We start from the raw sequence: 14,255 nt of genomic DNA, 5'->3' as shown, positions 1-14,255 counted from the left end.
AAAACCGATATTTTCGGTCATTGATCACGCCTTTCGGAAGCCCGGTTCTCGGGCTTCCCTGTTGATCCAAAATAATCTGCAAGATTCTCGGTGGTCGTTGCACAGAAAGGGAAGGAACCCGCTGCGAGCAACGCCATGTCTCATTATTTCGACGCCGCCCACCGTCAACACATCGAAACCCTGCGCCAACGTTTTACCGCTCGCAGCGACTGGCCTACCTGGCTGTTGTTGATCGGCGTGTATGGCGGCTGGTTTGCAATCATGTTGAACAGCCACTGGCTGGGACGGGGTTTAAGTACCGTGCTGCTGATTCCGCTGCTGGTGCTGTGGCTGTCGGTGCAACACGAATTGCTCCACGGCCATCCGACGCCCTGGATTCGCTTCAATAAAATCCTCGGCTATGCGCCGTTTGCCGTGTGGTATCCGTACACGCTGTATCGCGACAGCCATCTACTGCATCACCGCGATGAAGATCTGACGGTGCCCGGTGTTGACCCGGAAAGCCGTTACCTGACGCGGGGGCGCTGGCAGGGCAGTTCGCTGTTTGAACGCAGCCTGCACTGGCTGAATAAAACCGTGCTCGGGCGTTTCGCCATCGGTGCGCCGCTGGGCTTGCTGGCGTTGGCGAGTGAAGAATTGCAGCGGCTGAAAAACCGTGAGCGCCAGGCCTGGCTGATGTGGCTGACCCATGGCGCGTTCACGCTGTTGATGTTGTGGTTTATCGCGCGCTACAGCGTGTTGCCGGTGTGGCACTACCTGTTGTTGATCAGTGTGCCGGCGCTGTCGATTGCGATGATCCGCTCCTACTACGAACATCGACCGCACGCGCAACCGGAGCAGCGCACGGTGCTGAACGAAGCCGGATGGCCGTGGCGCTGGCTGTTTCTTAATTTGAATTTTCATCTGGTGCATCATGATTTGCCGGGGCTGGCGTGGTACGACTTGCCCAAGGTCTATCGCGCGAATCGCGAGCAATGGGTGGCGAGGAGTGGCGGGTTTCTGGTGCAGGGGTATGGGCAGTTGTGGCGGGAGCATGGCGTCAGCCCGATCGACAGCCCCGAGCATCCTTATCACTAGTCTCAAGATCACCATACCCCCTGTAGGAGTGAGCCTGCTCGCGATCGCGGTGTGTCAGAGCCGAAGATGTCACTGAAAAACCGCTATCGCGAGCAGGCTCACTCCTACAGTTGGAAATTTGTTGTCAGGAAATATGCGCATGACTCAACACCACGCCGAACTCCTCATGTACACCGCCCCCGAGCCCATCCGTGTGGCCAACGAGCGCTGGCTCGCGCGCATCCTTGACCACCTCGGTCACACGCGCCTGAGCGCTGAAACCCTGTCACTGCCCGAACTCTGGTTATCCCCCAATCTCCTGCTTACACAAACCTGCGGCTACCCATTGATGACGGCATTAAAAGGCCAGGTTCGAGTGATCGGCCGCCCACGCTACGAACTCCCGGACGCCAGTGCCGGCAACCATTGCAGCCTGATCCTCAGCCGCGCCGATGACCCACGCAAAACCTTGCCAGCCTTTCGCGACAGTCGCGGCGTGATCAACAGCGACGACTCCAACAGCGGCATGAACCTGTTGCGCCAACGCCTCGCCCCGTTGCATCGCGATGGGCAATTCTTCTCCACGGTCGGTATCAGCGGCGGTCACCGTGAAAGCCTGCGCTGGTTGCGTGAGAAGCGCGCAGATCTGGCCGCCATCGACAGCGTCACCTACGCCTACCTCGCGCAGCATGCGCCTGAGGAAGTCAGGGGGTTACGTGTTGTTGCGCGCAGTGCGTTCAGTCCGACGTTGCCTTTTATCACCAGCGCCAGTGCTACGAATGAACAGATCGAGCGGCTGCGGCAGGTGATGAATCAGTCGTTGCACGAACTTCCGGATGTTATGCAAACGTTGGGATTGCCTGAGGTGTTGGCGGCGGGAGAGGGTGATTATCAGGTGGTGCTCGACTATCAGCGTGAGGCTGAGGAGTTGGGGTATGGCTGCTTGCGTTGAAAGATCGCAGCCTTCGGCAGCTCCTACAGGGATCGCGTTCCGGGCTGCGATCTTTTGACCTTTTATTCCATAATTGAATATAAAGATGAAATTTAAATATTATTAATGCATAAGGCGCCTTGCTACGATCGCGCCACCGGAACACCGGACATTCAGCGACCCCTAACCCAGGAGCCCCTATGTCCGGCGCCGACCTTTCCCATCGCCAACACTTGGCCGGCCTGTTCCGCGCCCATTACCTATGGCTTTGCACCTACCTGTGTCGGCATCTGCACGACGCCGCGAGTGTTGAAGACATCGCCGCCGAAACCTTCGCGCAACTGCTCGAATCATCATCCCTGACCGCGATCCGCGAACCCCGCGCCTTGCTCACCACTGTTGCGCAACGCCTGCTTTATCAGCACTGGCGCCGTGCGGATTTACAGCGTCGGCATCTGCAAACAATTGATGAGGATGGTGCTGCGTCGCCCGAACATCTCGCGCAACTGTCGCAAACCCTGAAACGCCTCGACCACAGCCTGCAACGCCTGCCCGGCAAAGTCCGTTCGACCTTCCTGCTCGCCCGCGTCGATGGCCTGACCTACCCGCAAATCGCTGCCGAACTGGGCATCTCCCAGCGTTCGGTGAGCGTGTACATGACCCGTTCCCAAGCCTTGTGCGATCGCCACAGCGCCAACCAATTCCTACAAGACAAGAGGTCTGCATGAGATCGATCAAAACCCTGCTCGGCGGTTCGCTGCTGGCGCTGAGCCTGAGCGTCGGCGTTGTTTCTGCAACGGAGAAAACCGCGCTGATCCACTTCGGCGACATCACTTGGGAGAGCGGCAGTTTTATCACCGAAGTGCTGCGCCTGATCGTCGAAAAAGGCTACGGCTACCCGACCGATACGCTGCCGGGCAGCACCGTCAGCCTCGAAGCGGCGTTGGCAAAAAACGATATTCAAGTGATCGGCGAAGAGTGGGCCGGGCGCAGTCCGGCGTGGATCAAAGCGGCGGCTGAGGGCAAAGTATTCGGTCTCGGCGATACAGTAAAAGGCGCGACCGAAGGCTGGTGGGTGCCGGAGTACGTGATCAAGGGCGACCCCGAGCGCGGCATCAAACCCTTGGCGCCGGAACTGAAATCGGTGGCGGATCTGCCGCGCTACAAAGACGTGTTCCGTGACCCCGAAGACCCGAGCCGTGGGCGTTTCCTCAACAGCCCGACGGGTTGGACATCGGAGATCGTCAACACTCAGAAGCTCAAGGCCTATGCGCTCAACGACAGCTTCGTCAACTTCCGCACCGGCTCCGGCGCGGCGCTGGATGCCGAGGTGGCGTCGTCGATCAAACGTGGCAAACCGGTGCTGTTCTATTACTGGTCGCCAACGCCGCTGCTCGGCCGATTCAAACTGGTGAAACTCGACGAACCGCCGTTTGATGCCGAAGCCTGGAAGACCTTGGCCGATGCCAATAATCCGAATCCCAAAGGCACGCGGTCGATGCCGGCGAGTCTGGCGATTGGCGTGTCGGCGCCGTTCAAGGCGCAGTATCCGGAGCTGGTGACGTTTTTTGAGAAGGTCGACTTGCCGATTGATCTGTTGAACCAGACGCTGGCGGGTATGAGTGAAAAACGTTTGCAACCGAGGGTGGTGGCGCAGGCGTTTTTGCGCGATCAGCCGCAGGTGTGGAAATCGTGGGTGCCAGCAGAAGTGGCTACCAAAGTCAGCAACAGCCTCTAATTCCCAATGCCGCCCCCTGTAGGAGCTGCCGAAGGCTGCGATCTTTTGATCTTGAAAAAATCAAAGTCCAAAGATCGCAGCCTTCGGCAGCTCCTACAGGGGGCTGTTCATTTTCCGCTGAACCGATTCTTGTGCAAAAAGTCCTCACTACTGGCCGACTAGTGGCCTTGCGCAAGGTTTTGCGCTAGCTATGCTGCTCTGTAACTAACTATGTCGACCGTGCACGGTTAGTCTGCAAACTCATGCTGCCAGAGTGCGCAACCCAAGGCACCGACACTGAACCAACAAGGAGCATTTTTTAAATGGAAGTTCTTCAACGCGTTAGGGCTGGCCCGCGAGCGGGCTATCAAGAGAAGGATGTCTTGATTAGAGCGTCGCTGCATGGACTCTCCGATTGACCATCATTTATCACCTGACAACTTCCTCCCGTGGAGGAATGCGTGTGCCTGTTCTTTGGAACGTAGTGGTGGATCGTGAAAGACCTGAACTTTCATCAAATCAAAAGTCCGCGCGGAAGGTGATACAACCATGTTTAACCTACATCACAAGGCTGACCTGCTGGAAATCGAACGATTCAGCTGTGCCTTGACCGAGGCCAATGCCAAGTTGGCCGCGATCAGCCGTTCGATGGCGATGATCGAATTCACCCCCGACGGCATCGTTCTGGATGCCAACGAAAATTTCTGTAAAACCATGGGCTATGGCGCCGATGAAGTGCGCGGCAAACATCACCGGATCTTCTGTGAAGAAGCGTTTTATCGCAGCGAGGAATATGCCAAGTTGTGGCGCGACCTGGCCCGTGGTGAACCGATCAGCGGGACGTTTCTGCGTTTGAACAAAAGTGGCAAGGAAGTCTGGCTCGAAGCCAGTTACATGCCGGTGTATGGCCCGGACAAGCAAGTTAAAAGTGTCATCAAAGTGGCGTCCGACATTACCGCGCGGATCAACAAGGAGCATGAAGAAGAAGCCATGCTCGCGGCGATCGGTCGCTCGATGGCCGTCATCGAGTTCACCCCGGAAGGCAATGTTATCACCGCCAACGACAACTTTCTCAAGACCATGCAGTACTCGCACAACGAAGTCGTTGGGCATCACCACAGCATGTTCTGCCACCGCAGCGAATCCGAGTCGTCGCAATACAAAGCCTTCTGGGCTTCGCTCAATCGCGGCGAATATCACTCGCACCGTTTCGAGCGCAAGAACAAATCCGGGCACATGGTTTACCTCGAAGCCTCGTACAACCCGCTGTTTGATGCCAAGGGCCGCTTGTACAAAGTGGTCAAGTTCGCCAGCGACATCACCCAACAAATGACCACGCTGCAGAACGCTGCGGAATCGGCCCACAGCACCTCGGTACAAAACGACGCCTGCGCGCAAAAAGGCTCACAAGTCGTGCAGCAAACGGTGCAGATCATTCAGGACATTTCCCGCGACCTCAACGAAGCGGCAGTCAGCATCGATGCGGTGAGCAAACAGTCAGACATCATCGGCACCATCGTCCAGACCATTCGCGGGATTGCCGATCAGACTAATTTGCTGGCGCTCAACGCCGCGATCGAAGCGGCGCGTGCCGGCGAGCACGGGCGCGGGTTTGCCGTGGTGGCGGATGAGGTGCGAAGTCTGGCGGCAAGAACGAGTCAGGCGACGCTGGAGATCGTCGACGTTGTGCGCCGCAACCACGATTTGTCGCTGAGCGCGGTGTCGAGCATGCAATCGAGTTTGAGCCGTACCGGGCTTGGCGTGGAGCTGGCGAACGAGGCGGGGGCAGTGATTCAGGAGATTCAGCAAGGCTCACGTCACGTCGTCGATGCCATCAGCCAGTTCAACGAAACCCTGCAACTGAACTGACACCACACCGCCCCCTGTAGGAGCTGCGGCACGCTGCGATCTTTTGATCCTGATCTTTTAAATTCAGATCAAAAGATGAGGATCAAAAGATCGCAGCGTGCCGCAGCTCCTACAGGGATTGGTGTTCGATAAAGAATCGTCAAAGGGCCGCGAGAAACTTGTCCGCCGTTTTATCGCTGTCCTTCACGTCGTTGTTTTTCTCCGATTCCGCCAACTTCATCTTGTCCTGCAAGCGCTCGGCGATCTCTTTGCCGATCGCCTGTTGTTGGGCCGGCGGCATGGCTTTGATGTCGTCCTCGGTCAGGCCCATTGACTGCAAGATGCTGTCACGCAGGCGCTGTTCCGGCGACTTGCTCATGTAATCCTTGAACGCGTCGGTGGCGGAAGTGCCGCTGGTTTGGCTCGCATCGGAAGTGTCGGTGGTTTGCAGGCCTACACGGGTCTTGGCGAATGCCTCGTCAACGTTGTCGCTGATACGTGATGCTTCGCTGACTTGTTGCGTGGCAATCTGCGTGGCCGAGGCCTGCACCGTCGAAGCGGTCTGGCTCGATTGCAGTTGGGTCTGATTCTGCAGGTTTTGCAGCATGGCGCCGTGCAGGCCACTCTGCAAACCGGCGGCCGCGGTGGCCGTTGCGTCGTCATTCACTTGTTTGGGCAGGTGGATGATCAGCGGTTGTTTGGCACTGACGAACATGATGGATAAACCTGTGGTAATGACTGACCCCGGTAACGGAGCAATTACCGTGCCTTTCAGATAAGTCTTTTCATTTCAATGAATTGAGATTTGTCGCGGTTGAGCAAGCGGTCATCCCTTGCCGGTGAGCGGCAGCGGATGACCGTTATGCCGGTCAGCGATGGGCAATGTTTTCCAGCGCAAGATTACGCGTGCGCGGGCCGAAGTAGCCGATGGTCAGCATCACGATCAACATGCTGCTGGCAATGAACGCCAACACGCCCGGCGTGCCAAAACTGTCGAGAAAAAAGCCGATCAGCAGGCTGCTGAACACCGTCGACAAACGACTGAAGGAATAGCAGAACCCTACCGCGCGGGCGCGAATATTGGTCGGGAACAATTCGCTCTGGTACGAGTGATAACTGAAGCTCAGCCAGGCGTTGCAGAAGGTGATCATCACCCCGCAAAAGATCAGCCCGAAGGCACTGGTCTGCAGCGCGAATAACGTACCGAAGGTCATCGCACCGAGGGCGGAGCCGACGATCTGCCATTTGTTCTCGAAACGGTTGGCGAACTTGACGAACAGCAGCGGCCCGAGCGGGTAGGCGAGGGTGATGATGAACGCGTACATCAAACTGTGGGTGACGCTCACGCCCTGGCCGGACAGCAGCGCCGGCAACCAATTGCCAAAACCGAAAAAACCGATCGCTTGAAAGACGTGGAATACGATCAGCATCAAGGCGCGACGGCGATACGGTGGTTGCCAGATATCGGCGAAGCGACCCTTGCCTTCAACGTCGACCGGCACGGTTTCCGGCGTGTCCAAGGGCTGGCCGTGATCCTTCTCGCAGCGTGCCTCGATGTTATCGAGAATCCGGTTGGCTTCGTCGAATCGACCGTGCTGCGCCAACCACCGCGGCGACTCCGGCAGACGCTTGCGCAACCACCAGATAAACAGCGCAAACACCGCGCTGGCCAACACCACCCAACGCCAGCCCGACACACCGAACGGCGCTTGCGGCACCAGCCACCACGACATCAACGCCACCGCCGGCACCGAGAGAAATTGCACGAAAAACGCAAAAGCGAACGCTGAACTGCGCATGCGTTTGGGCACCAGTTCCGAGAGGTAAGCGTCGATGGTCACCAACTCGATGCCCAAACCGATGCCGACCAGAAAGCGCATGCAGATGATGCCCAGCGCCGAACTCTGAATACCCATCAACACCGTCGCCACGGTGTACCAGACCAGTGCGAAGGTGAAGATCGCGCGGCGACCGAAGCGATCCGCCAGCGGACTGAGCAGACTGGCGCCGAGGAACAGGCCGAGAAACGTCGCCGAAGCGAACGCCGCTTGATCGGAGAAACCGAACACCCCCTGATTGCCGGTGGCGAAGATGCCGTCGCGGATCAGTCCGGGGCTGATGTAGGCGGTCTGGAATAAATCGTAGAGTTCGAAGAAACCACCGATCGACAGCAGCGCCACCAATCGCCAGATCGTCGCGACGGCGGGGAGGCGGTCGATGCGGGCGGAAACTTCGGCAGCGCGGATCGGGTCGATGCCGTCGCTTTGCGCGGCGGCGGGGGCGTGTGCAGTCATGGGCAGATCCATTTTTTATTGATGGAAAAGCTTAGCCTGCTATCGGAAACCACGGATTGTGAAGATCAGCGATTTGCTCCGGGAAACCGCTGATTTCTTGCAATATCTGCTTACGAATTAACGATTTATGCCGCAGCCGCCGAATCCGGCAGTGCCGAGGCCGGCAAACCGAAAATCCGGTCGAACAGCCAGTTGAACGCGAACGTGTAGCACGGGATGAAAATGATCAGCGCCAGATCCAGCAGAAAGGCCTGCACCAGGCTGATGTTCATCCACCAGGCAATCAACGGAATCAGGAACACGATCAAGGTCAACTGAAAACCGATGGCGTGGGCGATGCGGCGTTTCACCGTGCGCGTGCGCGACACCTGACGGCTTTCCCAGCGCTCGAACAATGAGGTGTAAATGAAGTTCCAGGTCACGGCGATGGTGGTGATGATCACCGCCAGCGGCCCGGTGCTGCCCGGGGATGTGCCGGACAACAGCGCCAGACCGAGGGCGGAGAAGGTCATGCCGATCACTTCGTAGAGCGACACGTAGACCAGTTTGCGTTTGACGCCTTGCATGGGAATTGCCTCTTTCTTGCCGTTTGTTGGCCAGCGGGACTGGCGAAGGCGACGAAAGATAGCTTCAATAGGGCTGACAGAAAAAGTCAGTAGCTTTCAGTTTTGGTGATAGGTAGATGAAGTGAATTTCAACAGCGACAGCATCGAGTTGTTTCTTGCGGTGATTGAGCGCGGCTCGTTTTCGGCGGCGGCTCGGGCATTGGGTCGGGTGCCATCGGCGGTGAGCATGAGTATTGGCAACCTTGAGGCCGAACTCGGTTATCTGCTGTTTGACCGCAGTCATCGCGAGCCACAACCCACGGCGATGGCGCTGTCACTGGTGCCGCACGCGCGACTGATCGCCGAACAACTCAAACAACTGCAAGTGCACGCGGTGGAGTTGTCGTTGGGGTTGGAGAGCAAGTTGTCGATTGGCGTGGTTGCGGACATTGATCGGCGGCGTTTGCTGGCGGCGATCAAGGTGATCGCCGAGCGTCATCCGTTGCTCGATATCGAAGTGCTGACCGCGCCGCAGGATGACGTGCTGGCGATGCTGCACAGTGGTCGGGTCAGTGTGTGCCTGGCGTTCGCCGGGTTGAGCATGAACGTGCTGGAGCGTTTCCAGTTTGTCGGCAGCGAACGGATGATCGCCACGCTGGCGGCGGACAGCCCGTTGTTGCGGGGGCAGGATTTGTTTCTCGAAGATCTGGTGCATGTGCGGCAGATCATCGTCGCCAGTCGCGACTTGCCGATCAGCGAGACGCGGCCCTTGGTGGCGGAATCGTACTGGCGCACCGACAGTCTTGAGACGGCGATGGAAATGGTTGAGGCGGGATTGGGCTGGGGCAATTTTCCGTTGTCGGTGGTGCAATCGCGACTGGACAGGGGCCGGCTGAAACGCCTGAATTTCCGCAACATCGAGAATGGTTTGGTGATGCCGGTGCACGCGGTGTGGCTCAAAAGCCAGCCGCTCCAGAAAGGCGCACTGGCCCTCGTTGACCTGCTCAGTCACTGAACCCCACACATATTCCCACAGGGGGTTGTGTTTCAATTCAGGATTTTTGAGCACCACCTAAAACTGTAGGAGCTGCCGAAGGCTGCGATCTTTTGATGTCGATTTTAAAAGATCAGATCAAAAGATCGCAGCCTGCGGCAGCTCCTACGGGAATCGTTTTTCACCCCGGCATTTGTGCCAGGGATTTCAGGCGTCAGGTACTTTCGCGAATCTTCAGTTCGAAGCCCATGTCTTCCACCGGGCGCGCGACCGAGTTGCCGGCCATCAACGTCAACATCTGCTCCGCCGCGCGCCGGCCGATCGCCTCACGCGGGGTGTTGATGCTGCTCAAACGCGGCACCATGTGTTCGGACATCGGCAAGTCGTTGAAACCGAGAATCGCCACCTGTTCAGGAATCTTGATGCCATTGCGCAACGCTTCCAGCAAAGCACCCTGCGCCAAATCGTCGTTACCAAAAAAGATCGCATCAACGTCCGGATGCGCCGCGAGCAACTGCAAAAACAATTCCCCACCCAAGCCCACCGACGAAGCACGCGGCGTCAGCACTTCCAGATCCGGGTCGTAACGCCCGGCCTTCTGCAGTGCTTTGCGGAAACCCTCACCGCGCAACAACGTACGTTGATCGAGTTGCGCGCCAATGTAAGCAAGACGCTTGCGCCCACGAGAGAGCAAATGCTCCGCCGCCGTTTCCCCGGCACTCAGCTGCGAAAACCCGACGCAATTCACCCCGGCAGCGCTGTCCAGTTCCATCATGTACACGCAAGGAATGTTGCTCGCCTCGATCATCCGCCGCGAACTTTCCGTGCGATCAAACCCGGTCAGCAGAAACCCGCGCGGCTGATACGCCATGTAATTGCGCAGGAGGTTTTCTTCTTCATCGCGGGAATAGTGGAAGTTGCCGATCAGTACTTCGAAGCCCTTGGGCGTGAGCACCCGATGAATGGCTTCCAGCGTGTCGATAAACAAAAGGTTGGATAACGATGGCACCAAAACCACCACCGAATGGCTCTGCGCCGAGGCCAGAGCGCGGGCGGCAGGGTTGACCACGTAGTTGAGTTCGAGGGCGGCTTTGCGGACTTTTTCTACCAGTTCGGTGGCCACGGTGCTGACCCCACGCAAGGCGCGGGAGGCGGTAATCGGACTGACACCGGCCAGGCGGGCAACTTCATTCAGGGTGGGACGGCCGGTGGTGCGGGTATTTTTATCGTTTTTAGGGGTGGTCATCGACGGCTTGCCAAACAAAAATCAAGGCACTAAGGTAGCGCTGTCCTGATGCAGCTGTAAATGCGTAAGCGAGGTCCTGCCTGATCTTCGCTTTTTGGCGTTGGGCGCAAACCTGCTGCAACCCAAAAAAACGACAAGAAGGCGTCGGCAACTTCTGCCTGTGCACTAGAGTCATAGCTAGCAAAGGTAGCGCTGTCTGCGCGCTGAGGTGTTATATGAGTCATCCCATCACCGCCCTGGTCATCATGGGCGTTGCCGGTTGCGGCAAGACGTGCGTCAGCGAGGCCCTGTGCCAATTGAGCGGCGCCACTGCCATTGAAGGCGATACTTTCCATCCGGCCGCGAACATCGAAAAGATGAGCGCGGGGATCCCCCTGAACGACGACGACCGCGCCGGCTGGCTCGACAGCCTGTGCGTCGAACTGCGTCGCGTCGATGCATCGGGCAAACGCCCGGTGCTGACCTGCTCGGCCCTCAAACACAGTTATCGCGAAGTGTTGCGCAGTGCCTTGCCGGGCCTGGGCTTCGTGTTTCTTGAATTGACCCCTGAAGTCGCCGCTGAACGTGTGTCCCACCGTCCGGGCCACTTCATGCCGGCCACGTTGATCGAAAGCCAGTTCGCCACCCTCGAATCACCGAAGGGCGAGCCGTTGACCCTGGCGCTGAACGCTTCGATCCACAGCGTTGAAGAACTGGCTTCGCAGGCTCACGTCTGGTGGCAGGCCCACGGTCTGAAACAGGCGGTATGAGTGTGTTGAAAGAGATAGCGCTGCCCTCACGATTTCTGTTTAACCCGCTTTAATAACAACAACAATCCAGGAGACACCCCCAATGTTTGGCATGTCCCACGACGCGTTTCTGCTGCTTGATGCAGTGGTCACCGTGATCGGACTGATTGTCCTGATCACCAAGTTCAAGCTGCACCCGTTTATTTCCCTGACCATCGCTGCCGCGTTCCTCGGTCTGACTTCCGGTATGCCGATCGGCACCATCATCAAAGCGTTCCAGGACGGCTTCGGTGGCGTGCTCGGTTTCGTCGGCATCATCCTCGCGCTGGGCACCATGCTCGGCAAAATGATGGCTGAATCGGGCGGGGCGGATCAGATTGCCCAAACCCTGATTCGTGCGTTCGGCAAGGACAAAGTCCAGTGGGCGATGATGTTCGCCGCGTTTCTGGTCGGCATCCCGCTGTTCTTCGAAATCGGCTTTGTTCTGCTGATTCCACTGGTGTTCATCGTGGCGCGCCGCACTGGCGTATCGATTATCAAGATCGGTATCCCGCTGCTCGCCGGTCTGTCCGCCGTGCACGGTCTGGTGCCACCGCACCCGGGCCCGTTGCTGGCCATCGGCGTGTTCGGCGCGGACATCGGCAAGACCATTCTTTATGGTCTGATCGTGGCGCTGCCAACCGCGATCATTGCCGGTCCGATCTTCGGTACCTTCATCGCCAAGCACATTCCGGGTCATCCGAATCAGGAACTGGTCGATCAACTGGCCCGTGAAAACGATGACTCGGCGAGCCTGCCGAGCTTCGGTATCACCCTGGTTACCGTGCTGCTGCCGGTGTTCCTGATGCTGCTGAAAACCTTCGCCGACGTCGCGCTGCCGGACGGTCACTTCTTCCGCACCTGGATGGACATGATCGGTCACCCGATCTCCGCACTGCTGCTGGCGTTGCTGCTGTCGCTGTACACCTTCGGTCACAAACAAGGCATCGGCTCGCAACAGATGCTCAAGTGGCTGGACGCGAGCCTGGCGCCAACCGCCGCGATCATTCTGATCATCGGTGCGGGCGGTGGCTTCAAGCAGATGCTGGTGACCAGCGGCGTGGGCGACGTGATCGGCCACATGGCGGTCAGCGCACAGATCTCGCCGATCCTGCTGGCATGGCTGGTGGCGGCGGTGATCCGTATCGCGACTGGTTCGGCAACGGTTGCAACCATCACTGGCGCGGGCATTGTGGTGCCGGTGGTGGGGATGATTCCGGGCGTTAACCGTGAGCTGCTGGTACTCGCGACCGGCGCCGGTTCGTTGATCCTGTCGCACGTGAACGACGCCGGTTTCTGGCTGGTGAAGCAGTACTTCAACATGACCGTGGCCGAAACGTTCAAGACCTGGACAGCGATGGAAACCATCCTGTCGGTGGTTGCGTTGGGCTTCATTCTGCTGCTGTCGCTGTTCGTTTAAGCGCTTCTTGCAGACACAAAAAAACCGCAGCGATGCGGTTTTTTTGTGGGTGATCGTTCCCACGCTCTGCGTGGGAATGCCTCAATGGACGCTCTGCGTCCGCTTTGGGACGCGGAGCGCCCCGGGCTGCATTCCCACGCGGAGCGTGGGAACGATCACTGCGTCAGGCGGAGGTTTTCGGGGCCAGGCCATCGGCCCGGAACATCCCGCGAATGCCGCGCACAGCCTGACGAATCCGATCTTGATTTTCGATCAGCGCAAAGCGCACGTGATCGTCGCCATACTCACCAAATCCCACCCCCGGCGAGACGCAAACCTTCGCTTCAGCCAGCAGTTTCTTGGCGAATTCCAGCGAACCCAGATGCGCATACGCCTCAGGAATTTTCGCCCAGACATACATCGATGCCTTCGGATTCTCAACCATCCAGCCCAATTCATGCAGGCCTTTCACCAACACGTTACGACGCTGCCGATACTGCTCGGCGATGTCGCGCACGCACTGCTGATCACCTTCCAGCGCCGCGATCGCCGCGACTTGCAGCGGGGTGAAGGTGCCGTAGTCGTGGTAGCTCTTGATCCGCGCCAAGGCGTTAACCAGTTCCGGATTGCCGACCATGAAACCAATGCGCCAGCCCGCCATGTTGTAGCTCTTGGACAGGGTGAAAAACTCCACCGCGATGTCCTTGGCGCCCGGCACTTGCATGATCGACGGGGCTTTCCAGCCGTCGTAGACGATGTCGGCGTAGGCCAGATCGTGAATCACCAGCACGTCGTATTGCTTGGCGAGGGCGATCACCCGTTCGAAGAAATCCAGCTCCACGCACTGCGCGGTCGGGTTCGACGGGAAGCCGAGGATCATCATTTTCGGCTTCGGAATCGAGCCGCGAATCGCCCGTTCCAGCTCATCGAAGAAGTCCACACCCGGCACCAGCGGCACCGAACGCACTTGGGCACCGGCAATCACTGCACCGTAAATATGAATCGGGTAGCTCGGGTTCGGCACCAGTACGGTGTCGCCCTGATCGAGGGTCGCCAGCATCAAATGCGCGAGGCCTTCCTTGGAACCGATGGTGACAATGGCTTCGCTTTCCGGGTCGATATCGACTTCGTAGCGTTGCTTGTACCAGTTGGAAATCGCCCGGCGCAGGCGCGGAATGCCCTTGGACGTCGAGTAACCGTGGGTGTCTTCGCGTTGGGCCACTTGTACGAGTTTTTCGACAATGTGCGGCGGCGTGGCCCCGTCGGGGTTGCCCATGCTCAAGTCGATGATGTCTTCACCACGACGACGCGCGGCCATCTTCAGCTCGGCGGTGATGTTGAAAACGTAAGGGGGGAGTCGATCTATGCGCGCAAAGCGGCGCGGCGAACCTTGTTCGGCCATTGTTGCCTCGGATAACGTAAGCGCCCGGAACCGTCCGAGCGACGCTGGTCACTGCG

Annotated in this window: 13 protein-coding genes and 1 pseudogene; 9 read left to right on the top strand and 5 right to left on the bottom strand. The window is 58.3% G+C overall.

The genetic code is table 11. The features are described from left to right. Nucleotides 1-135 precede the first annotated feature (135 nt). The 6 genes and pseudogenes from KFS80_RS02385 to KFS80_RS27215 all read left to right on the top strand — a co-directional run bounded on the left by KFS80_RS02385 (nucleotide 136) and on the right by KFS80_RS27215 (nucleotide 5,573). Nucleotides 136-1,077 (top strand): fatty acid desaturase, encoded by a 942-nt coding sequence (locus tag KFS80_RS02385; RefSeq protein ID WP_212543873.1) that lies wholly within the window; start codon nucleotides 136-138, stop codon nucleotides 1,075-1,077. Between the two features lie 139 nt (nucleotides 1,078-1,216). Beyond that, nucleotides 1,217-2,008, top strand: a complete 792-nt coding sequence (locus tag KFS80_RS02380) for a phosphate/phosphite/phosphonate ABC transporter substrate-binding protein (RefSeq protein WP_212543872.1) — start codon at nucleotides 1,217-1,219, stop codon at nucleotides 2,006-2,008. A 179-nt stretch (nucleotides 2,009-2,187) separates the two neighbouring features. Next, complete coding sequence (locus KFS80_RS02375) at nucleotides 2,188-2,715, top strand: sigma-70 family RNA polymerase sigma factor (protein ID WP_212543871.1); 528 nt, start codon at nucleotides 2,188-2,190, stop codon at nucleotides 2,713-2,715. Next, a complete protein-coding gene (locus KFS80_RS02370; RefSeq protein ID WP_212543870.1) occupies nucleotides 2,712-3,725 on the top strand; it encodes an ABC transporter substrate-binding protein in 1,014 nt (337 codons plus the stop codon). Before KFS80_RS02375 ends, KFS80_RS02370 begins: the two co-directional genes overlap by 4 nt. A gap of 528 nt (nucleotides 3,726-4,253) precedes the next feature. Then, nucleotides 4,254-5,030, top strand: a pseudogene (locus KFS80_RS27220) (PAS domain-containing protein); the annotation flags it as partial. 3 nt (nucleotides 5,031-5,033) lie between these two features. After that, on the top strand, nucleotides 5,034-5,573 hold the full coding sequence (locus tag KFS80_RS27215) for a methyl-accepting chemotaxis protein (protein ID WP_246541585.1): 540 nt from the start codon (nucleotides 5,034-5,036) through the stop codon (nucleotides 5,571-5,573). Between the two features lie 139 nt (nucleotides 5,574-5,712). Here KFS80_RS27215 and KFS80_RS02360 read toward each other — a convergent pair whose 3' ends face one another. The 3 genes from KFS80_RS02360 to KFS80_RS02350 form a co-directional block, all read right to left on the bottom strand. Next, entirely contained in the window at nucleotides 5,713-6,267 is a 555-nt protein-coding gene (locus KFS80_RS02360) for a hypothetical protein (protein ID WP_212543868.1), read from the bottom strand. A gap of 154 nt (nucleotides 6,268-6,421) precedes the next feature. Beyond that, nucleotides 6,422-7,846 carry an MFS transporter gene (locus KFS80_RS02355; RefSeq protein WP_212543867.1) on the bottom strand — a complete coding sequence of 475 codons (1,425 nt, stop codon included), beginning with the start codon at nucleotides 7,844-7,846 and terminating at the stop codon, nucleotides 6,422-6,424. A 125-nt stretch (nucleotides 7,847-7,971) separates the two neighbouring features. Next, nucleotides 7,972-8,412, bottom strand: coding sequence for a PACE efflux transporter (locus KFS80_RS02350; RefSeq protein ID WP_053122973.1), 441 nt, complete (start codon nucleotides 8,410-8,412; stop codon nucleotides 7,972-7,974). Nucleotides 8,413-8,533: 121 nt separating this feature from the next. On the opposite strand from KFS80_RS02350, the gene KFS80_RS02345 reads away from it, so the two are divergent. Continuing rightward, nucleotides 8,534-9,406: a LysR family transcriptional regulator gene (locus KFS80_RS02345; RefSeq protein WP_212543866.1), complete on the top strand. Its 873-nt coding sequence runs from the start codon at nucleotides 8,534-8,536 to the stop codon at nucleotides 9,404-9,406. Nucleotides 9,407-9,599: 193 nt separating this feature from the next. Here KFS80_RS02345 and gntR read toward each other — a convergent pair whose 3' ends face one another. After that, nucleotides 9,600-10,631, bottom strand: a complete 1,032-nt coding sequence (gene gntR / locus KFS80_RS02340; RefSeq protein ID WP_053122969.1) for an HTH-type transcriptional regulator GntR — start codon at nucleotides 10,629-10,631, stop codon at nucleotides 9,600-9,602. A 215-nt stretch (nucleotides 10,632-10,846) separates the two neighbouring features. Between gntR and KFS80_RS02335 the strand changes: the two genes are divergently transcribed. Together KFS80_RS02335 and KFS80_RS02330 are read left to right on the top strand one after the other, a co-directional pair. Continuing rightward, complete coding sequence (locus tag KFS80_RS02335; protein WP_212543865.1) at nucleotides 10,847-11,380, top strand: gluconokinase; 534 nt, start codon at nucleotides 10,847-10,849, stop codon at nucleotides 11,378-11,380. A gap of 82 nt (nucleotides 11,381-11,462) precedes the next feature. After that, complete coding sequence (locus KFS80_RS02330; protein WP_159812783.1) at nucleotides 11,463-12,818, top strand: GntP family permease; 1,356 nt, start codon at nucleotides 11,463-11,465, stop codon at nucleotides 12,816-12,818. A gap of 163 nt (nucleotides 12,819-12,981) precedes the next feature. On the opposite strand, the gene alaC is transcribed toward KFS80_RS02330, so the two are convergent. Beyond that, on the bottom strand, nucleotides 12,982-14,199 hold the full coding sequence (gene alaC, locus KFS80_RS02325) for an alanine transaminase (protein ID WP_159812781.1): 1,218 nt from the start codon (nucleotides 14,197-14,199) through the stop codon (nucleotides 12,982-12,984). Between the last annotated feature and the right edge of the window lie 56 nt (nucleotides 14,200-14,255).

Origin of the sequence: Pseudomonas rustica, assembly GCF_018336155.1 — a bacterium.
In the GTDB taxonomy this organism is placed as follows: Bacteria; Pseudomonadota; Gammaproteobacteria; order Pseudomonadales; family Pseudomonadaceae; genus Aquipseudomonas; species Aquipseudomonas rustica.
This window is presented reverse-complemented; position numbering and strand designations above follow the sequence as displayed.